22 protein-coding genes are annotated in these 19,610 nt (G+C 66.5%); 11 read left to right on the forward strand and 11 right to left on the reverse strand.

Going from position 1 to position 19,610, the window contains the following annotated elements; genetic code table 11:
• Positions 1-75 precede the first annotated feature (75 nt).
• From mgtE to KVF90_RS14210, 5 genes are read left to right on the forward strand one after another with little or no spacing between them, the layout of a single operon-like run.
• The gene (mgtE, locus tag KVF90_RS14190) at positions 76-1,524 is read left to right on the forward strand and encodes a magnesium transporter (protein ID WP_264392221.1); all 1,449 of its coding nucleotides are present in this window, start codon (positions 76-78) and stop codon (positions 1,522-1,524) included.
• A gap of 30 nt (positions 1,525-1,554) precedes the next feature.
• Positions 1,555-2,313 carry an SDR family oxidoreductase gene (locus tag KVF90_RS14195; RefSeq protein WP_264392222.1) on the forward strand — a complete coding sequence of 253 codons (759 nt, stop codon included), beginning with the start codon at positions 1,555-1,557 and terminating at the stop codon, positions 2,311-2,313.
• A complete protein-coding gene (locus tag KVF90_RS14200) occupies positions 2,313-2,816 on the forward strand; it encodes a nuclear transport factor 2 family protein (RefSeq protein ID WP_264392223.1) in 504 nt (167 codons plus the stop codon). The genes KVF90_RS14195 and KVF90_RS14200 overlap by 1 nt, the downstream gene beginning before the upstream one ends.
• Positions 2,813-4,186, forward strand: coding sequence for an aromatic ring-hydroxylating dioxygenase subunit alpha (locus KVF90_RS14205; protein WP_264392224.1), 1,374 nt, complete (start codon positions 2,813-2,815; stop codon positions 4,184-4,186). Before KVF90_RS14200 ends, KVF90_RS14205 begins: the two co-directional genes overlap by 4 nt.
• A gap of 31 nt (positions 4,187-4,217) precedes the next feature.
• Positions 4,218-4,610, forward strand: a complete 393-nt coding sequence (locus KVF90_RS14210) for a DUF1489 family protein (RefSeq protein WP_264392225.1) — start codon at positions 4,218-4,220, stop codon at positions 4,608-4,610.
• 4 nt (positions 4,611-4,614) lie between these two features.
• Here the strand turns inward: KVF90_RS14210 and KVF90_RS14215 are convergent, their stop codons facing one another.
• Genes KVF90_RS14215 through KVF90_RS14225 form a run of 3 tightly spaced genes read right to left on the reverse strand, consistent with a single transcriptional unit; the run spans position 4,615 to position 7,528 of the window.
• Positions 4,615-5,316, reverse strand: coding sequence for a DsbA family oxidoreductase (locus KVF90_RS14215; protein WP_264392226.1), 702 nt, complete (start codon positions 5,314-5,316; stop codon positions 4,615-4,617).
• Positions 5,313-6,209, reverse strand: a complete 897-nt coding sequence (gene nudC, locus KVF90_RS14220) for an NAD(+) diphosphatase (protein ID WP_264392227.1) — start codon at positions 6,207-6,209, stop codon at positions 5,313-5,315. The genes KVF90_RS14215 and nudC overlap by 4 nt, the downstream gene beginning before the upstream one ends.
• Positions 6,209-7,528 carry a serine hydrolase domain-containing protein gene (locus KVF90_RS14225; protein ID WP_264392228.1) on the reverse strand — a complete coding sequence of 440 codons (1,320 nt, stop codon included), beginning with the start codon at positions 7,526-7,528 and terminating at the stop codon, positions 6,209-6,211. The genes nudC and KVF90_RS14225 overlap by 1 nt, the downstream gene beginning before the upstream one ends.
• 119 nt (positions 7,529-7,647) lie before the next feature.
• Here KVF90_RS14225 and KVF90_RS14230 point away from each other — a divergent pair, with 119 nt between their 5' ends.
• Complete coding sequence (locus tag KVF90_RS14230) at positions 7,648-7,869, forward strand: hypothetical protein (RefSeq protein ID WP_264392229.1); 222 nt, start codon at positions 7,648-7,650, stop codon at positions 7,867-7,869.
• Here the strand turns inward: KVF90_RS14230 and KVF90_RS14235 are convergent.
• Positions 7,866-8,909: an A/G-specific adenine glycosylase gene (locus tag KVF90_RS14235; RefSeq protein ID WP_264392230.1), complete on the reverse strand. Its 1,044-nt coding sequence runs from the start codon at positions 8,907-8,909 to the stop codon at positions 7,866-7,868. The genes KVF90_RS14230 and KVF90_RS14235 overlap by 4 nt on opposite strands.
• A gap of 14 nt (positions 8,910-8,923) precedes the next feature.
• Here KVF90_RS14235 and KVF90_RS14240 point away from each other — a divergent pair, with 14 nt between their 5' ends.
• From KVF90_RS14240 to KVF90_RS14255, 4 genes are all read left to right on the forward strand, one after another.
• Complete coding sequence (locus tag KVF90_RS14240) at positions 8,924-9,490, forward strand: DUF721 domain-containing protein (RefSeq protein WP_264392231.1); 567 nt, start codon at positions 8,924-8,926, stop codon at positions 9,488-9,490.
• A complete protein-coding gene (locus KVF90_RS14245) occupies positions 9,487-10,260 on the forward strand; it encodes a DsbA family protein (RefSeq protein WP_264392232.1) in 774 nt (257 codons plus the stop codon). The genes KVF90_RS14240 and KVF90_RS14245 overlap by 4 nt, the downstream gene beginning before the upstream one ends.
• A gap of 93 nt (positions 10,261-10,353) precedes the next feature.
• A complete protein-coding gene (locus tag KVF90_RS14250; protein WP_264392233.1) occupies positions 10,354-11,100 on the forward strand; it encodes a DsbA family protein in 747 nt (248 codons plus the stop codon).
• A gap of 30 nt (positions 11,101-11,130) precedes the next feature.
• Positions 11,131-14,553: a chromosome segregation SMC family protein gene (locus KVF90_RS14255; protein ID WP_264392234.1), complete on the forward strand. Its 3,423-nt coding sequence runs from the start codon at positions 11,131-11,133 to the stop codon at positions 14,551-14,553.
• Between the two features lie 3 nt (positions 14,554-14,556).
• On the opposite strand, the gene KVF90_RS14260 is transcribed toward KVF90_RS14255, so the two are convergent.
• From KVF90_RS14260 to rpmF, 5 genes are all read right to left on the reverse strand, one after another.
• Positions 14,557-14,988, reverse strand: coding sequence for a MerR family transcriptional regulator (locus KVF90_RS14260; RefSeq protein ID WP_264392235.1), 432 nt, complete (start codon positions 14,986-14,988; stop codon positions 14,557-14,559).
• Between the two features lie 51 nt (positions 14,989-15,039).
• Positions 15,040-15,339, reverse strand: coding sequence for an integration host factor subunit alpha (locus tag KVF90_RS14265; protein WP_264392236.1), 300 nt, complete (start codon positions 15,337-15,339; stop codon positions 15,040-15,042).
• Between the two features lie 140 nt (positions 15,340-15,479).
• On the reverse strand, positions 15,480-16,454 hold the full coding sequence (locus KVF90_RS14270) for a beta-ketoacyl-ACP synthase III (RefSeq protein ID WP_264392237.1): 975 nt from the start codon (positions 16,452-16,454) through the stop codon (positions 15,480-15,482).
• Positions 16,451-17,536, reverse strand: coding sequence for a phosphate acyltransferase PlsX (gene plsX, locus KVF90_RS14275; protein ID WP_264392238.1), 1,086 nt, complete (start codon positions 17,534-17,536; stop codon positions 16,451-16,453). The genes KVF90_RS14270 and plsX overlap by 4 nt, the downstream gene beginning before the upstream one ends.
• Positions 17,537-17,574: 38 nt before the next feature.
• The gene (gene rpmF / locus KVF90_RS14280) at positions 17,575-17,751 is read right to left on the reverse strand and encodes a 50S ribosomal protein L32 (protein ID WP_264392239.1); all 177 of its coding nucleotides are present in this window, start codon (positions 17,749-17,751) and stop codon (positions 17,575-17,577) included.
• A 240-nt stretch (positions 17,752-17,991) separates the two neighbouring features.
• Here rpmF and KVF90_RS14285 point away from each other — a divergent pair, with 240 nt between their 5' ends.
• The gene (locus tag KVF90_RS14285) at positions 17,992-18,387 is read left to right on the forward strand and encodes an MAPEG family protein (RefSeq protein ID WP_264392240.1); all 396 of its coding nucleotides are present in this window, start codon (positions 17,992-17,994) and stop codon (positions 18,385-18,387) included.
• Here the strand turns inward: KVF90_RS14285 and KVF90_RS14290 are convergent.
• Both KVF90_RS14290 and KVF90_RS14295 read right to left on the reverse strand, forming a co-directional pair.
• Positions 18,384-18,926: an MOSC domain-containing protein gene (locus KVF90_RS14290; RefSeq protein ID WP_264392241.1), complete on the reverse strand. Its 543-nt coding sequence runs from the start codon at positions 18,924-18,926 to the stop codon at positions 18,384-18,386. The genes KVF90_RS14285 and KVF90_RS14290 overlap by 4 nt on opposite strands.
• 8 nt (positions 18,927-18,934) lie before the next feature.
• Positions 18,935-19,576 carry an MBL fold metallo-hydrolase gene (locus tag KVF90_RS14295; protein ID WP_264394528.1) on the reverse strand — a complete coding sequence of 214 codons (642 nt, stop codon included), beginning with the start codon at positions 19,574-19,576 and terminating at the stop codon, positions 18,935-18,937.
• Between the last annotated feature and the right edge of the window lie 34 nt (positions 19,577-19,610).

Genomic DNA, 19,610 nt, shown 5'->3' on the forward strand with positions numbered 1-19,610 from the left:
CGCTTTTAGCAGCCAAAACGTGGGTGTCACCCTCCCCGCTTGCTTTTCACCCCTCCCTGCCTAAACCGCCACGATATGGCCGAAGACCGCATCATCGAGGACGATCTGATGATCGCCGATATCGGCGAGGCCGAGGTGCGTCCGGACGACCGCGTCAACGACGAGCGCCACGACGAGGACAACCGCCTCAAGCCCTCCTTCGTCAGCAAGGTGCATGTCGCGCTGGAAGCGGGCGACAAGGGCGCGGTCTATGACCTGGTCGAGCCGCTCCACGCCGCCGACATCGCCGACCTGATCGAACTGCTCGAACCGCGCGAACGCGCGCAGCTCGCCTCCACCATCAGCGACCTGATGACCGGCGACGTGGTTGCCGAACTGAACGATTACGTCCGCGAAGACCTGATGGACACCTTGTCCGCGCAGGCTGTCGCGACCATTGCCGAACAGCTCGACACCGATGACGCGGTGCAGCTGATCGAGGATCTGGACGAAGCCGATCAGCGCGCGGTCATGGCCGAGCTGGAGCCGGAGACCCGCGAGGCGGTGTCCAGTGCGCTCGCCTATCCGGAAGAAACCGCCGGGCGGTTGATGAGCCGGCACTTCGTGGCGGTTCCCGAACATCTCAGCGTCGGCGACCTGATCGATTACCTGCGCGAGGACGGCGATCTCGACCACGATTTCTTCGAGGTCTTCGTGATCGACGAGCGGCATCATCCGGTGGGCACCTGCGCGCTCAACTGGATTCTGACGACGCCGCGCAACGTCCGCCTGACCGATCTGATGAAGCGCGACCAGACCCTGATCCCGGTGACGATGGATCAGGAAGAAGCCGCGCTGATGTTCCAGAAATACGCGCTGATCTCTGCAGCGGTGGTGGATGAAAGCGGGCGACTGGTCGGGCAGATGACCGTCGACGATGTGGTGCACATCATCTCCGAAGAAGCGGCGGAAGATGCGCTGCTGATGTCGGGCGCGGGCGATGGCGACATCAACGAGCCGCTGCGCGAGGCCTATTCCAGCCGCGTGCGCTGGCTGATCGCCAATCTGGGGACGGCGGTGGTCGCCTCCTCGATCATCGCCTTCTTCGGCGCGGCGATCGAACAGCTGGTGGCGCTTGCGATCCTCATGCCGATCGTCGCCTCTATCGGCGGCAATGCGGGCACGCAGACGATGGCGGTGGCGGTGCGCGCGATTGCGACGAACCAGCTCACCCGCTCCAACACCCGCCGCATATTGTGGCGCGAGTTTCGCGTGGCGCTGCTCAATGGCGGCACGATTGCGCTGCTGATCGGGCTGGCGGCAGGCTTCCTGTTCTCGCCGATGATGGGGGTGGTGATTGCGCTGGCCATGATCATCAACATCGCGATTGCGGGCCTTGCTGGTGTGCTGGTGCCGGTGATTTTCGAGCGGCTGGATCAGGATCCGGCGGTCGCTTCCAGCGTGTTCGTGACGATGATCACCGACTCGATGGGCTTCTTCGCCTTCTTAGGTTTGGCAGTGGCGATGGGTCTGGCCACGTTCTAACCCTCTCCCGAACGATAAGGGGAGAGAGTGATGGCAGGACGGGTAGCGGGCAAGGTTGTGCTGCTGACAGGCGGCGCGATGGGCCTCGGCAAGGCGGCGACCAAGGCTTTGATGGCCGAGGGCGCGACGGTCATCATCACCGATATCGACGAGGCGGCAGGCCGCGCCACGGCGGCGGAGCTGGGCTGCGGCTACTTGCCGCAGGACGTCACCGACTGGGCGCGCTGGCAGGCGGTCATCGCCGAGGTCGAAGCCACGCATGGCCGGCTCGACGTGCTGGTCAACAACGCCGCGATCACCGTGTTCGGCTCGATTGCCGACATCAGCCCCGAAGATTTCAAGCGCTGCTACACGGTCGATGTCGACTCCATCTTCATGGGCTGCAAGGCAGCCATCCCGCTGATGGCCAAGAGCGGCGGCGGGTCGATCGTCAACTTCTCGTCTGCGGCGGGCAACAAGGTTTCGCCCGATCTGGCCGCCTATAACAGCGCCAAGGCGGCGGTGGTGACGCTGACCAAGAGCATCGCGCTCTACTGCGCGCGCGAGCAGAACGGGGTGCGCGTCAACTCGGTGCAGCCCGGAACGATCCTGACGCCCAACGTGGAGAGCGTGATCGCCGGCACGCCCGATCCCGACGCGACCCGCGCGGCATTCTCGGTCGCCCAGCCGATTGGCCGCATGGGCGAGGTTGACGATATCGCGCATCTCGTCGTCTATCTCGCCAGCGACGAGAGCAAGTTCGCCACCGGCGCGCCGTTTATTGTCGACGGGGGGTTGAGTATCGCCTGATGGCGGGCGCGGACGATCGCTTCGCCATCATCGATCTGGCCGCGCTCTACATGCGCGGGCTCGACCGGCTGGATGGTGACCTGCTCGCCGCGCAGTTCTGGCCGGATGCGGCCTGCGAATACGGCATTTTCAGTGGCAGCCCTGCGGAATTCGCGACGTTCTGCATGGCGGCGTTGGCGGATCACGATCGCAACCACCACATGCTCGGCCAGCACCTGATCGACTTCACTTCGGCAGACGAGGCCTTGGGCGAGGTCTATTATCAGGCGTACCACCGCACCACGGACGGCGACGGGGCGAAGCGCGATCTGTTCATCGCAGGCCGCTACGTCGACCGGTACGAGCGGCGCGAGGGCGTGTGGAAGATCGCCTACCGCTCCGAACTGGTGGACTGGCTGCGCGACGATCCGGCGAGCGACACCATGCTTGCAGCAGCACCCTTCATCATCGGCCAGCGCAAGCCGGACGACCCGCTCTACAATCGCGAGGCCATGCGCGCATGAGCAAGCCCGATCTCACCGCCCCTTCGGACCCCGCGCTGGCTCCCGGAGAGGCACGCTGCCCCGGCCCTTCGATGCAGGACATTCTCGATGGCGACGGGGACAATCCCCCCGCCGCGATGCGCCAGCAGGCCTACACCTTCCTCGGCGACGAAGACCTGCCCTTTGCGCGCTACATCGACCCTGAATTCGAAACCCAGGAGCTGGAGCGCCTGTGGCCGAACGTCTGGCAATGGGCCTGCCGCGAGGAGCACATCCCCGATCCGGGCGACCGGTATGTTTACGACGTCGGTCACCACTCGGTGCTGGTGGTGCGCGGCGCGGACCTGGTCGTCCGCGCCTTCATCAATTCCTGCCCGCACCGGGGCATGAAGTTCGCCGCCGAAGGCTCACGCGGGGTGCGCCGCGCCAACATCCGTTGCCCCTTCCACGGGATGAGCTGGAACCTCGACGGGACGCTTCGGGAAGTTCCGTGCCGCTGGGATTTCCCGCACGTAAGCGAAGAAAACTTCGGCCTTGATGAGGTCGCCTGCGACACCTGGGGCGGGTTCGTGTTCATCCACATGGGCGAAAACCCCCCGACACTGGCCAGCCAGCTTGAGGTGATGCCGGAGCACTTCAAACTCTGGCCGATGGATGATCGCTATGTGGCGCTGCACACCGAAAAGGTGCTGCCCGCCAATTGGAAGATGGCGATGGAGGCGTTTCTCGAAGCATGGCACGTGCTCGAGACCCACGCGCAGGCGGTCTACACCGCCGCCGACGCCAATGCGCAGTACGATATCTTCGGCAAGCACGTGTCGCGCTTCATCCACGCGGTCGGCGTGCCGAGTCCGCATATCCGGCAGGAGGTGAGCGAAGCGACCCTGTTCGGAAAACTCGGCCGCGATCCGGCGGCCTTGCCCGAAGGCGCATCGGCCCGTGCCGAACACGCCCGTCTGCTCCGCGATGAACTGGGCGCAGCTTTCGGCACCGATCTGTCGGGCGTTTCCACCACCGAGATGATGGATTCGATCGAATACTTCCTCTTCCCCAATGCCTTCTTCTTCCCCGGCATCAATATCCGCCTTTGTTACCGCTTCCGCCCGCTGGGGCCGGACGAATGCTTGCACGAAATCCTCGTCCTGCAACCCCTGCCCGCATCGGGAGAACGCCCGCCGCCCGCCACCCCGATCAGGCTGGGGGTGGAGGACAGTTACACCACCGTCCCCGGCTTCGCGCTGGCGGAAATCCTCGATCAGGATACCGAGAACCTCAAACTCCAGCGCGACGGGGCCAAGGCCTCGCGCAAGGGGGCGCAGACGCTCGGCAATTATCAGGAAGCGCGCATCCGCCAGCTCCATCTGACGCTCGACGAATACCTCAGTCGTTGACTCCGGCGCGGGGGTGCCGGAAAGCCCCCCCATGCCGCTGCACCTGACCAAGATCGCCTTTGGCGCGAAAAGCTATGACCATCTCGCCGGATGGTATGAGGGGCGCGGGGGCATCTGCCTGACCACCCGCAACCGGCCGACCCGGCACGAGGAGTGCGTCGGCGGATCGCTGTTCTGGATCATCAATCACGCCATCGTCGCGCGTTCGACGATCCTCGGCTTCGAGAAGACCGAGGACGGGCGCTGGGACATCGTGCTGGAACCGCGCCTGATCCGCGTCCACCAGCAGGCGAAACGCGCGCATCAGGGCTGGCGCTACCTCACCGATGACAAGGCCCCCAAGGACGTCGCCGAGGGTGAGGACATCGGCGATGCCCTGCCCGGCAAGCTGGCGATGAAGCTGGAACGGCTGGGGCTGGTTTAGCGCCCTACCCCGCCGCCGCGCGGGTCTTTTCCGCCACGCGGCGCAGGGCGTTCACATAGACCTCGGGGGCCTGCGCGCCGGGGATCAGGAACTTGCCTTCAACGATCATCGCCGGGACGCCCGAGATGTTCATGTCCCACGCTTGCTGTTCCTCGGCCAGCACGCGGGCTTCGAGACCGGGATCGTCGAGCGCGGCCTTGGCGGCTGCGCGGTGCAGGCCGACGCTGGCGGCGATATCGAGCAGCACATCGCGGTCGCCCAGCGGCCTGCGCTCGTTGAAATGGGCGCGGAACAGCGCGAGCTTGAGCGCGGTCTGCACCTGCGGCCCCGCTTGCTCCAGCGCGAAGCCGAGCAGCTTGTGGCAATCGCGGGTGTTCCACATCATCGCTGGCGGTGCTTCACCCCCCTCGTCTTTGGCAGCCTCGTAGGACAGCGACACGCCCGCGCCTTCCGCGATCGATTTCATCTGGTTGCGAAGGCCTGCGCCCTCCTCGGCGGAGCGGCGGTATTTGCGCTGGAGATGCGCTTCCTGCTCCTCACCCTCAGGCGGCATATCGGGGTTGAGTTCGAACGGCCGCCAGCGGATTTCCGCCGCGATCTCGCCTTCCAGCTCTCCCAGCGCCTTGGTCAGTTGGCCATAACCGATCAGGCACCACGGGCACATGACATCGGAATAGATGTCGATGGTGAGCTTCTGTTCCGTCACCGGTCGAGCCACCACGTCACGAGGTGATGCGCGATAGCGAAGGGGCGCGGGAAATAGAGGAGGTCGGTCCCCGCCTCGCCAGCCGCGCGCGCCGCTTCCAGTTCCTCGCGGGTGAACCAGCGCGCGTCTTCGAGTTCGGTGGTGTCGATGGTGAGTTCCGGATCATCCGCGACCGAGGTGCAGCCGATCATCAGCTGGCTCGGGAAGGGCCATGGCTGGCTGGCGATATATTGCACATCGCGCACCCGCACGCCCGCTTCCTCGTGGATTTCGCGCGCGACCGCTTCCTCGATGGTCTCGCCCGGTTCGACAAAGCCCGCGAGCGCCGAATACATCTTGGGCGGGAAGCGTGGCTGGCGGCCGAGCAGCAGTTTGCCCTCATGCTCGACCAGCATGATCGTCACCGGATCGGTGCGCGGGAAGTGGTCCGCGCCGCAATTGTCGCAGTGGCGTTGCCAGCCGCCCTTGACCAGCTTCGTGCCCGAACCGCAGCGCGCACAGAACCGGTGCCGCGCGTGCCAATCGGCAAGGCTGCGCGCCCCGCCATAGATCGCCAGATCGGGCGGGGAGAGCTGCGTCATCAGCTGCCACGCCCTCGGCATGGCATAGGCCGGGCCTTCCGCGCCCTCGCCCGGCACCGGGACGAAATGCGCTTTGCCGTCCATCATCCCGAGAAACACCAGTTCGGCATTTTCGGGTACGTCGGCAAGGCTGCCCCACACCAGACCGCCCGCATCGTCCACGCCCGGCAGCAGCCCATCAAGCAGCAGCACCCGCGCACGCCAGTTCATCAGGCCGGCGAGCGCTTCGTCATCGACGCGGATGTGATCCGCCCGGTCGAGCGGTGAGCCCGCAAAGGCCATGACCGGCGCGGAGGCAGCAGGTGCGTGCATCAGGCGGCCTTCTTCTTCGCGCGCATCGCGGCGAGATCGGCATCCACCGCGGCGAGGAATTCGTCACGGATCGGATAGGCTTCGGACGGCATGTACTGCGTCCACAGGCCGGTGCGCAGGCCGAGTTCAAAATCGACCGCGCCGAGCGTGCCTGCCGCCCCGCCCCAGCCAAAGGTCCCGCCCTTGGTCCGGCCGCCGGCACCATGGCCTTCGCCTGCGATCCAGCTGCCGGTCAGGTCGACCGTCGCAGGCAGCAGGTTCGACGTGCCAACCCGCACCGCTTCCTCGCTCATCACGAACTTGCCGTCGATCCGCCCGTAGCCGAGCAGCATCCGCAGGAAGCGGTCGTAATCCTTGGGGCTCGACACCAATCCTCCGCCCCCGGCAGCGACTTCGGCCGGATCGAGGAACACCGAGTTCGGCGCCGGATCGATCGGGAAAGGCGTGCCGCCGACGATGCCGTAATTGTCGGTCAGACGGTGCGCCTCGCTGGCGGGCACCTGCATCCACGTGCTGGTCATGCCGCAGGGATCGAAGATGCGTGCCTTCAGGAAGGCCTCGAACTCCATGCCGCTCGCCACTTCGATGACCCGCCCGAGCAGGTCAATCGAGCAGGAATAGCTCCACTTGGTCGCGGGCTGGTACATCAGCGGCAGTTCGGCGAGACGGTCGGCCCAGACGGCAAGGCCGGGAGCAGGCTTGACCGGTTCGATGCCGGGGATCGGCATACGGCTGACCCGCCCGCCGATCAGGCCTTGTTCGTTGAAGGCCTTCTGCAACGGCCCCTTGCTGATGATCTGGTAGCCGAGGCCCGCCGTGTGGGTGAGCAGCTGGCGGATGGTGATCGGCTGATTGGCGGGGACGGTATCATCCAGCGGCCCTTCAGGATCGATCAGCACCCTCATGTCGCGGAAGGCGGGCAGGATTTCGTGCACCGGCTGGTCGAGGCCAAGCTTGCCCTCGTCGATCAGGATCATGGTCGCCATGCCGGTGATCGGCTTCGACATCGAATAGATGCGGTAGAGCGAGTTTACGTCCACCTCGGCCGGCTTGCCCAGCGCCAGCGTGCCGCCGCCGACGGTGTGGGCGTGATCCTCCTGCCCCCAGCCGAAGGTCAGGAACAGGTTGGCGAGCTTGCGCGAGCTGACATATTTGTTGGCCATCGCGGCGACATTCGGCCAGTTTTCCTCGACATTATGCGCCAGCAATTGCCGCCCGAACGGCAGTGATGTCAGCGCAGCACCGCCCGCCAGCAGCGCACTGTTCCGGAACAGCGTGCGGCGCGAGAGTGCAGGCGAGGCGAGGTCGTGAATGGGCATGGGGACAGAATCTCCGAAACGGGTGCGCGGGCATGTCTGCGGCAGGAGCCCGCGCTGGTCAATCGCGCGCAAACCGCAGTGCGCTTGCAATCGGAAGGTGCCTTAGCCATATAAGACACATGCTCAACGTACTTGCCTATCTCGTCGGCCTTGTCAGCCTCGTGATCGTCATCCCCGCGCAGATCCCGCTGCTGGGCTGGGCCAACTGGCTCGCCCTGCCGCTGATCGTCGTCGGCGTTATCCTTGGCGCGCTGTCGTCGAAAGATGGCGGGCGCAACTTCTGCCTCGTGGTGCTGCTGATTGCGGCCGTCCGGCTGACGCTCGGCGGCGGAGTGATCTAATCCTCGGCGAGCGCGAGCTGGGCGGCCTTGGCGAAGAGTGTCGCCAGCCCCGCCTCGCCGATCCGCTCCACCGGCCACCACTGGCCCTCGCCTTCGGGTGCTGTCGATGTTTCGAGTGCGTCCACCTGCAAGGTCAGGCTCGCATGGGTGAAGCCATGCCGCACCGCGCCCAGCGTGCGCCACGCCCCCGCCAACGGCCCCTCACCCGATCCGTCTGAGCGCGCCGTCCAGCCATCGTCCGGCAAGGCGCGCATTCCGCCGAGCATCCCGGTGCCGGGGCGGGTGACGAGCCACACCTCCGCGCCGTTGTTGCGCGTTATCCAGAACGCCGCCCCGCGCCGTTCGGGCACGGGTTTCTTCGCAGGCTTGACCGGCAGACGTTCGGGCTCGCCAGCCTTGCGGCCCTCGCAATCCCCGGCCAGCGGGCAGAGCAGACAGCGCGGGGCGCGGCTGGTGCAGACATGCGCTCCGAGGTCCATCATCGCCTGGGCAAAATCACCAGCCCGCGTGTCCGGCGTGATCCTGTCGGTCGCCGCACGGATCGCCTTGCGCGCTGCGGGGAGCGGCTCGTCGATGGCGAACAGCCGCGCCGCCACCCGCTCGACATTGGCATCGACCACAACCGCCCGCCGCCCGAAGGCAATCGCCGCGATGGCGGCGGCCGTGTAATCGCCCAATCCGGGGAGCTTTCTCAGCTCCGCCTCGGTGTCGGGAAAGCCGCCCCGCTCCGCCACCGCACGGGCGCATTTGAGCAGGTTGCGGGCGCGCGAATAATATCCAAGCCCCGCCCATGCCGCCATGACGTCATCGTCGCTCGCAGCGGCCAGCGCCTCGACCGTCGGCCAAACTGCCGTGAACTTGGCAAAATAGGGCTTCACCGCCGCAACCGTGGTCTGCTGGAGCATCACTTCCGACAGCCACACCCGGTACGGCCACGCCGGATCATCCGGCAGCGCATTTCCCGGCGGCACGCGCCACGGCAGGTCGCGGGCATGGACATCATACCATGCGAGAAGCTGATCGGAGATGCTGGCAGTCACGCGCGGCCTATGGCATGGCGGGGGCAATCATGGGAAGCGACAAGAAAACCACCGGCAAGGCAGCGCCCAAACCCTACACCCGCCCGCGTGGACGGGGTGTGAAGGCGATCGGCGATCTCACCCCCGAAATCGGCCGCACCGCCTTTCGCCGCTTCGGCTTCGTGCAAAGCTCGGTCGTCACCCGCTGGCCCGAGATTGTCGGCCCCCAGCACGCCCGCGTGTGCAGCCCGGAAGCGATCCGCTTTCCTCCGGGAGAGAAAGCTGACGGTATCCTCGATCTGGTGGTCGTCGCCGCCCATGCCCCGCTGATCCAGCAGGTCATCCCCGAGATTATCGAACGGGTGAACCGCTTCTTCGGTTACCGCGCTGTGGCCCGGGTCAAGCTGCGGCAGGGCGCGGTCACGCCGCCCGCCGACGGGCGCCCTGCCAAGCCGCCGCCATCATTGAAGCCGATCCCGCTGGAATTGGGCGACAGCTTGCGCGATATCGGCGATCCGGAACTGCGCACAGTCCTCGAATCGCTTGCCCGCAGCCTCTCGAACAACGAGGCCGCGCCCCCTCAGGAAGACGACCTGCCATGATCAAGCCCCTCCTTCTTTCCGCCGCCGCAGCCGCCCTGACGCTGGCAACCGGCGCCGCGACCGCGCAGCAGAAGCCCCCGCAGGATCTTTCGCGTCCGGGCAGTGCTTTCAATCCCAAAGACAATCCGGGCAACTGGCAGACGACCATTTCCCGCACGGCACGCGGCCACATCATCGGCAATCCGGAAGCCGATACCAAGCTGATCGAATTCATCAGCTACACCTGCCCGCACTGTTCGGACTTTGCCGCGCGCGGCGAACCGGCGCTGGAACTGGTGCTGCTGATGCCGGGCAAGATCACCCTCGAAGTGCGTCCGGTGATCCGCAACGGGCTGGATCTCACAGTCACGCTGCTGGCCCAGTGCGGCGACCCCGCCGGGTTCAAGGGCCGCCATCAGGCGCTGATGCTCAGCCAGGCAGACTGGCTCGGCAAGGCACGCGCTGCGCCGCAGACCCAGATTGCGCTGTGGATGCGCGCGGACAAATCCGGGCGGATGAACGCCGCCAACGCCCTCGGGCTGACGACGATGCTCGTCCAGCGCGGGGAATCGCAGGCCGCGCTGGACGCCTGCCTGTCCAATGATGCCGCTGCCAAGGCGCTGATCGACAATGGCACGGCCGATGGTGCCGAATTCGGCGTGAACAGCACGCCCAGTTTCGCGCTGGATGGCAAGCTGCTGAAGGATGTTCACGGCTGGGAAGCGCTCTATCCGGTGCTGTCGGCCAAGTTCACCGCCGCTCCTGCGGACAACCCGGCTGCGCCCGGCTGATCCGAATTGTTCACAGCCCCTTGGCGAATGCTTGCTGCACCGCTGTGTGAGGGGCTATTCTCTCCCGCTCGACATACCAAGGATTGCCAGCTGATGACCGTGACCCGCCTGTTCTCGCTCCCCCTGCTCGCGCTTGCGCCGCTGATGCTCGCTGCGTGCGACGATGCCGCCACGGCTGATGGTGCCGCCTCGGGCGAGGCACTGCCCGCCATCGCCGCGCCGGCCGGGACCAAGTGGGCCGACACCGTCACCGTAACACCCGAAGGCGGGTACATGATCGGCAACCCCGATGCGCCGATCAAGCTGGTCGAATATGCCTCGCACACCTGCGGCCACTGCGCGGACTTTGCCAAGACCGGCAAGCCGACGCTCAAGGACAAGTATGTCGCCAGCGGCGTTGTCAGCTTCGAACAGCGCGAGGCGTTTCTCAATCCCTTCGACGTGGTGATCGCGGGCCTCGCCCAGTGCGGCGCGAAGGAACAGTTCCAGCCGCTGTCCGATCAGGTCTGGGGGAACCTCGAAAGCGTGTTCGCCGGGCTTCAGGGCAACCCGCAGGCGGTACAGGCGGCGAGCGCGCTGCCGCTCAACCAGCGCTTTGTCGCAATTGGCGAGGCGACCGGCCTTATCGAATTCTTCGCCGCACGCGGGCTCAGCGCCGATCAGGCCCGCTCCTGCCTTGCCGACACTGCCAAGATCGAAGCTTTGGTGAAGACCGTCGAAGCCAATAACGACAAGGACAAGATCGCCGGCACGCCGACCTTCTTCCTCAACGGCAAGAAGATCGAAGGCACGACCTGGGAAGTGGTCGAACCGGCCCTCCAGCGCGCCGGCGCGCGCTGAGGCTGACGGCGGGGGCGCTACGTCAGTCTGATGCAGATCCACCGGCTCAAGCTCAGCGGGTTCAAGAGCTTCGTCGAGCCGGCGGAATTGCGTATCGAGCCCGGGCTGACCGGCGTTGTCGGCCCCAATGGCTGCGGCAAATCCAACCTGCTCGAAGCGATCCGCTGGGTCATGGGGGAAACCTCGGCCAAGTCGATGCGATCGGGCGGGATGGAGGATGTGATCTTTGCGGGCACCTCCACCCGCCCCCCGCGCGACTTTGCCGAAGTGGTGCTCCACGCCAGCGATGACCGCGATGATGAACTGGTCGTCACCCGCCGGATCGAGCGCGGCGCGGGCAGCGCCTATCGCGTCAACGGGCGGGACGTGCGCGCCAAGGATGTTGCGCTGACCTTCGCCGATGCGGCGACCGGCGCGCATTCCCCCGCACTCGTCAGCCAGGGCAAGATTGCGCAGGTCATCGCCGCCAAGCCTGCCGAGCGCCGCGCGATGCTGGAAGAGGCCGCCGGGATCGCCGGGCTGCACGTGCGCCGCAAGGATGCCGAGGGCAAGCTGCGCGGGGCGGAGGCGAACCTCGCGCGGCTCGAAGACCTGATGGCGGGCCTCGACGCACAGATCGCCTCGTTGAAGCGGCAGGCCAAGCAGGCAGAGCGTTACACAGAACTCACCCACAGGATTCAGGCTGCCGAAGCGCGCCTGCTGTTCGCACGCTGGCGCGAGGCCGCAGCCGCCGCCAAGGCCGCGCGGGCTGCAGCCGAAGCGGCCAATGCTCAGGTTGCCGAAGCGCAGGCGGCTGTGGAGGTCGCACAGCGCGAACAGGCCGAGGCCGCGCAGGCGCTCGCCGATGCGCGCGAGGAACTTGCCGACCGCCGCGATGATGCCAGCGCCCACGGACATCGCATGGCGGCGCTCGCCGAAAAGCTGGAAGCGGCCGAAACGCGGCTTGCCGATCTGGAACGGCAGCGCAAGCGGCTGGAGGAAGACCGCAGCGACGCCGACCGGCTGACCGGCGCGGCGGTCGAGGCGCTGGGGCGCTTGACGCAGGAAGTCGCCGCCAGCCGTGACGCCGTCGCCGCCGCCGAGGCTGCGCGTCCGCTGATCGCCGAGAAGGCCGAGGACAAGGAACGCGCCAGCCGCGCCGCCGAACTCGCGCTGGCCAAGGCAACCGCCGATCAGGCCGGGGTCGAAGCCGAGTGGCGCGTTGCCGAAGCGGCGGTCGAACAGGCCGAAAACCGCCTCGCCCGGATCGAAGCCGAAGCCGCGCGCATCGCCCGCGCCCGCGCCGATTTGGCAGCGAGCGGCGATCCCGAGGCCGATGTCATCGCCGCGCGTGAAGCTGCCGAGGACGCGGCGGAGGAACTCGCCCGGCTGCGCGCAAAGTTGGCCGAAGATCAGGGTCGCAAGGGTGAATTGCAGACGCTGCGCGATGACGCGGCCTCTGCATTGGCCGCTGCCCGTGCCGAGCTCGCCGGGATCGAACGCGAGCACACCGCCCTCGCCCGTGACCGCGACGCCCGCGCCAAGCGGGAGGCCGGGCGGCAGGGCATGGCGACCGCGCTCGACCGCGTGACGGTCGCTCCGGGCTACGAACGCGCGCTTGCCGCCGTGCTGGGGCGTGACGGGAAATCGCCGCTGGGCGCCCCCGCCAGCCCGCAGGACGGGCGCTTCTGGACAGGTGCGCCTGCGCCCAAGCCGGTGGCCGACAGCTTGGCCGCCCGCCTCTCGCAATGCCCCGAAGAACTCGCCGCCCGCCTCGCGCTGGTGCATTGTGTCGATGCCGATGATGGCCGCGCGCTGGCTCCGGGCGAATGGCTGGTGACCCGCGCCGGGCACCTGCGCCGCTGGGACGGCTTCGTCGCGCGCGGTGAAGGCGCGGCAGAAGCAGCGCAGCTTGAAGCCGCCAACCGCTTTGCCGAACTCGACGCCGCCCTCCCCCCCTTGCGCGAAGCCGCCGCCCGGGCCGAGGCCGAGGACAAGGCGGTGCGCGAGGAGTTGGCGGCGCTCCAGACCGCCCTCGTGGCGCAGGAACGCGGCATCGCTGGCGCAATCGAGGCAGAACGTCAGGCGCTGCGCCGGCTCGATCAGGCCGAAGCCGCCAAGGATCGCCTCGCCGCGCGCCTCGCCGAACTCGCCGCTAGCGCCGGTGATATCGAAACCCAGATCGCCGCCGCGAAGGGCGAAGTCGTAACCGCACGCGAAGCCTGCGCCCGCCTCCCTGAAAAGGACGCCGGACGCGCCGCCTTGGAAGCCGCGCAAGCGAAGAACACCGCCGCCCGCGCCGCGGTGCAATCCGCCCTCGCCGAACTGGCCGCACAGGATCAGGCGCTGGCAGTCGCGCGTGAACGGCTTGCGGCACAAGCTGCCGACCACGCCGGATGGCAGGCGCGCTCCTCCGATGCCGAGCGGCGCATGGCCGAAACCACCCGGCGGCTTGCGGAAATCGCCGACGAACACGCCGTCCACGCCGCCAAACCTGCCGCGCTCTCCGCCGAGATCGAATCCGGCGAGGAAGCCCGCACGCGCTTTGCCGCGGAACTCGCCGCCGCTGACGCGGTGATGCGCGAGGCCGACACGCGGCAACGTGCCGCCGATGCTGCGCTTGCCACCCGTACCGAAGTCCTCGCCCAGGCCCGCGAAAGCCGCGCCAGCCTGGCCGCCCGCGCCGAGAACGAGGAGCTGCGCCGCGCAGAAATGGCGCGCATCTCGGGCGAACGCTTCCAGTGCCCGCCGCCGCTACTGGGTGAACGCTTCGGCTTCGACGAGACCGACCTTGCCCCTGCCGCCGACGAATCCACCGAGCTTGAAAAGCTCACCGCCGCGCGCGAACGGATCGGGCCGGTCAACCTCGTCGCCGCCGATGAACTTGCCCGGATCGAGGCTGAACATGGGTCCAGCGCCGAGGAGCAGGCCGAGTTGGTCGAGGCGATTGCGCGGTTGCGCGGTTCGATCGGCAGCCTCAACCGCGAAGGCCGCGAACGCCTGCGCGCGGCCTTCGAAGCGGTCGACGGGCATTTCCGTGTGCTGTTCACCCGGTTGTTCGAAGGCGGGCAAGCGCATCTCGCGCTGGTCGATAGCGACGATCCGCTGGAAGCTGGCCTCGAAATCTACGCCCAGCCGCCGGGCAAGCGCCTGCAATCGCTGTCGCTCCTCTCGGGCGGTGAGCAGGCGCTGACCGCGACCGCGCTGATCTTCGCGCTGTTCCTCACCAACCCCGCGCCGATCTGCGTGCTCGACGAAGTCGATGCGCCGCTGGACGACGCCAACGTCGAACGCTTCTGCGATTTGCTGGATTCGATGGTCCGCACCACCACCACGCGCTACCTGATCGTCACCCACAACGCGGTGACGATGAGCCGGATGCACCGCCTGTTCGGTGTGACAATGGCGGAAAAAGGCGTCTCGCGCCTGGTGAGCGTCGATCTGGGAGAAGCCGCGCTGCTGGCGGCGGAGTAGGCGTTAGGCCCCCAGCGCTGCCGCCAACCGTGCGCGGACCGCCTTCAGCCCCGCGATCACCTCGGTCATCTCGGGTGCTTCGGAAACCATCAGCCGCACGCCCGGCAATTCACCATCATCAGCGTCAACCCGCCTGTCGCCGCCGCGGCGATCATCCTTGCGGCGGTCGAGCGCGGATTTGGCTGCCGCGCGCAGCACTGCCTCGGCGCCCTTGAGGGTGTAGCCCTCACGGTTCACCAGCCGGTCGATGGTCTGGACCATTTCGATATCGGCAGCGCGGTAATAGCGCCGCCCGCCGCTGCGCTTCAGCGGCTTCAGCAGCGGGAATTGCGCTTCCCAGTAGCGCAGCACGTGCGGTTTGATGCCCAGCGCCTCGCTGACTTCGCCGATCGTGCGCAATGCGCCGTCGTCCTTGCCGTCATCGAAACCGGTCATCAAACCTCACTGTGTTGGCTCGCCTGAGGGGTACTTTACCCCTGTTGGCCCTTAGCCCTTGGCGATGCGTTCCTTGAGCAGCTGGCTGGCCCGGAAGGTCATCACCCGGCGCGGGGTGATCGGCACTTCGATCCCGGTCTTGGGATTGCGGCCGATCCGTTCATTCTTGTCACGCAGCACGAAGCTGCCGAAGCCCGAAATCTTGACGTTTTCGCCCTTGGCGAGAGCATCGCTCATCTTGGCGAGGATTGCCTCTACCATATCGAGCGACTCGGCCCGGCTGAAGCCCATCTTGCGATTGATGGTTTCTGCCAGATCAGCGCGGGTCAAAGTGCCAACCGAACGCATCATGCGAATTCTCCTTCGCGGCGCGACCCGAAAGAAGGCTTGCTGCTTACGATTTTTTCTGCGCCTTTGCAAAGCGATGCTGCGCGAAATGTGCAGTTTTCAGCAATAGTGTTAGCAAAAGAGACAGGCTGGCTTTCGGCCCGTCACATCCGGATCAGGCTGGCACCCCAGGTAAATCCGCCGCCCATCGCCTCCAGCATGACCAGATCGCCGGCCTTGATCCGCCCGTCCTTGCGCGCCACATCGAGCGCGAGCGGCACCGAAGCGGCCGAGGTGTTGGCATGGCGGTCCACCGTGACCACCACCTTGTCGGGCGAAATGCCAAGCTTGCGCGCGGTCGCGTCAAGAATGCGGGCATTGGCCTGATGCGGCACGACCCAATCGAGATCCTCGGATTTTAACCCTGTATTTTCAAGGACTTCCTTGAGGACATCGGATAGGTTCACCACCGCGTGGCGGAACACTTCCGGCCCTCTCATGCGCACATGGCCGACCGTTTGCGTGCTCGACGGCCCGCCATCGACATAGAGCAGATCGTGCTGATCGCCATCCGCGTGGAGCCGTGTGCCGAGGATGCCGGGAGCGTCCGGCCCCGCGTTTTCGGCAGAGGGCGCTTCAAGCACCACGGCCCCTGCCCCGTCGCCGAACAGCACGCAGGTGGTGCGGTCTTCCCAATCGAGAATGCGGCTAAAGGTTTCCGCGCCGATCACCAGCGCGCGCTTTGCCATGCCGGTGGTCAGCAGCGAATCGGCGACTGCCAGAGCATAAAGGAAGCCGGAACACACCGCCCCGACATCAAAAGCGATCCCGCCATTGCAGCCCAGCGCGGCCTGCACCTTGGTGGCAGTCGCGGGAAAGGTGTTGTCGGGCGTCGCCGTGGCGAGAATGATCAGACCGATGCTCGATGCCTCGACCCCGGCATCCGCCAGCGCGGCGCGGGCCGCGGCAATGGCGAGGGTGGAGGTGGTCTCGTCGGGTTCCGCAATATGGCGCTGCCGGATGCCGGTGCGCGCGACGATCCATTCGTCGGACGTGTCGACCCGCTCCGCAAGTTCGGCATTGGTCACGATCCGGCGGGGGAGCGCCGAACCCGTTCCGAGCAGACGCGAACCGCTCACGCAGGTTTCTCGCTGTCATTGGCGGTGGACGTGCGGCCGTTCTGACGCAGCGCGCCCTCACCCAGCCGCGAAAGATCCAGCGCGATCCGCTCGGTCAGCTTGTTTTCGAGCAGGCGGGCGGTGACGGCGACGGCGTGGGCCACGCCCTTGGCATTGGCGCTGCCGTGGCTCTTCACCACCACACCGTTGAGGCCGAGGAACACCGCGCCATTGTGGTTGTTAGGATCGAGGTGATGCTTGAGCAGCTCGGTCGCCGGGCGCGAGACCAGAAAGCCGATCTTGGAACGCAGCGACGACGTGAAGGCCTGCCGCAGCAGATCGGTGACGAAGCGCGCCGAGCCTTCGATCGCCTTCAACGCGATATTGCCAGAGAAGCCATCGGTCACGACCACATGGGTCTCGCCGCGGTTGATCTTGTCGCTTTCGACGAAGCCATCGAACTGGAGCTCCAACCCGCCATTGGCGCAGGCGGCGGTGAGCATGGCTGCGGCATCGCGCAGCTCTTCGGTGCCCTTGATTTCTTCGGTGCCGATGTTGAGCAGGCGGACGACCGGCTTGTCGAAGCCGTTGACGATCCGCGAATAGGCCGCACCCATCACTGCGTATTGCACGAGGTTGCGGGCATCGGCTTCGGTGTTGGCGCCCAGATCGAGCATCACCACATCATGCGCCTGCAAGGTCGGCATGATCGCGGCGAGCGCGGGACGATCAATGCCCGGCATGGTGCGCAGCGCGAGTTTGCTCATCGCCATCAGCGCGCCGGTGTTGCCCGCGCTGACCGCGGCGCCGGCGTCGCCAGTCTTCACCGCATTGACGGCGAGGCCCATCGACGTGGTCTTGGCGCGGCGGATCGCCTTGCTGGGCAGCTCGTCGCCGCCCACCACATCATCGCAATGCAGGATTTCGGAGGCCGCCCGCAGGTTCGGGTGGCTCTCCAATGCGGCTTCGATCCGCTTCCCGTCCCCCACGAGGAGGAACTTGAACTTGTCGTGATCACGGCGAGCAAGCGCTGCGCCTTCGACCATGACGCGCACGCCTTCATCGCCGCCCATCGCATCGACAGCGATACGCGGGAGGCTCATCGTGCGTTACTCCGGTCTAAGGTGAAGGCCACCGGCAATCAGCCGACGGCGACGACCTGACGCCCGTTGTAGTGGCCGCAGTGGCCGCAGATGTTGTGCGGGCGCTTCAGCTCACCGCAGTTCGGGCATTCACCGAAGGCTTCAACCTTCAGCGCATCGTGCGAACGACGCATGCCGCGACGTGAGGGCGAAGTTTTTCTCTTGGGGACAGCCATGGTGGCACCATTTCCTCAAATAAATACATTAGTTCGCGCCACCGGCACTGTGCTGAGCGAAGGCGTGATTCTCGAAGGCCGCCCTTACGGCAAGGAAGAGCGGCGCACAAGCAGCAGCAGGTGCGCGCATTCCTTGGCCAGCAGCGGCGGGAAGGCGCGCGCTATACCGGAAAATTCGCGCGTTGCAACCCGCGTGCGTGCGCCCTAGCACAGGGCCACATTATCGAGGGGATCTCATCCATGAACGTGCTTCCTGTAACGCTCGCCGCCGCGGCGGCTGCCGCCGTGCTCAACATCTGGCTGGGGATTCGCATCGGCGCACTGCGCACCGCGCTCCAGATCAGCGTAGGCGACGGCGGGAGCGAGGCACTCCAGCGCCGGATGCGCGCGCAATTGAACTATGTCGAGAACACCGCCTTCGTGCTGGTCCTGATCGCAGCGATCGAACTGGCGGGCGCGGGAAGCTGGTGGCTGGCCTATGTCGCAGCAGCCTATTTCCTCAGCCGGATCGCGCACGGCTTCGGCATGGACGGCGGCAAGGCGCAAGTCGGCCGGATGATCGGGACGCTGACCACGATGCTGGTGCAGCTCGGCCTGGCGGTCGTGGCGGCGCTGGTGGCTGCGGGGGTGCTTTAGACCCGTTCCAGTGGGAGAAACGGCGGCGCGGGCAGTTCCACTCTGATCGCGTCGCCAGCCTGCACTGCCCCGCCCGCCAGCACGATGCTCATGATCCCGGACTTGCGGATCAGCGTGCCATCGGGCGCCTTGTCCAGCACAGCACCGAGCAGGCCGGGCTGAAATGTTTCGATCTGGGCGCAGGGATTGCGCAGGCCTGTCACTTCCAGCCGCACGCTCTCGCCCACCGCCAGCACCGTGCCGCGCGGCAGGGCGAGCAGGTCGATCCCCTGCGTGGTGATATTCTCGCCAAGATCGGCGGGGGCGACGGTGAAACCCTTCGCCGCCACTTCGTCGAACAGTTCGGCGTGGATCAGATGAACCTGCCGCAGATTGGGCTGAGTGGGATCGACCTTCACCCGCGAGCGGTGCTTGACCGTGGTCCCCGCATGGGCATCGCCCTTGACCCCCAGACCGGTGATGATGGTGATCGCCTCCACCACCTCCTTCGAGAAACGGTGGGCGCCATCCCGCGCGACGGCGATGACCCGGCCTTCCATCGGCGGCTTCAGCTCAGCGCGTAATCGCTGACGAAGGCGTTGGTCTTGCGTTCACGCCCGAAGGTGCTCGTCGGGCCGTGGCCGGGGATGAACATCACGTCCTCGCCCAAGGGCCAGAGGCGCTGGGTGATCGAATCGATCAGGTCCTGATGATTGCCGCGCGGGAAATCGGTGCGGCCGATCGAGCCCTGGAACAGCACATCGCCGACAATCGCGAAGCGGCTGGGTTCGTGGAAGAACACCACGTGGCCCGGCGTGTGGCCGGGGCAGTGGATCACGTCGAGCGTCAATTCGCCCACCGTCACCGTGTCGCCATGCTTGAGCCAGCGGGTCGGGGTGAAGCTTTTCGCCACCATCCCCCAGCGCGGGCCGTCGTCATCCAACTGGTCGATCCAGAAGAGGTCGTCCTCATGCGGGCCTTCGATGTCGAGGCCCAGTTCGTCGGCCAGCATCCCCGCCTGCCCGCAATGGTCGAGATGCCCGTGGGTAACGAGGATCTTCTCCAGCGTAACGCCCGCCTTGGCGACGCCCTCTTTCAGCTTGTCGAGATCCCCGCCGGGATCGACCAGCGCGCCCTTCATGGTCTTGGTGCACCAGATCAGCGAGCAGTTCTGCTGGAGCGGCGTCACCGGGATGATCGCGGCGCGCATGGGGGGCGTGGGCTTGGGTGTGTCGGTCATGCGC

Origin of the sequence: Porphyrobacter sp. ULC335 (assembly GCF_025917005.1) — a bacterium.
In the GTDB taxonomy this organism is placed as follows: domain Bacteria; phylum Pseudomonadota; class Alphaproteobacteria; order Sphingomonadales; family Sphingomonadaceae; genus Erythrobacter.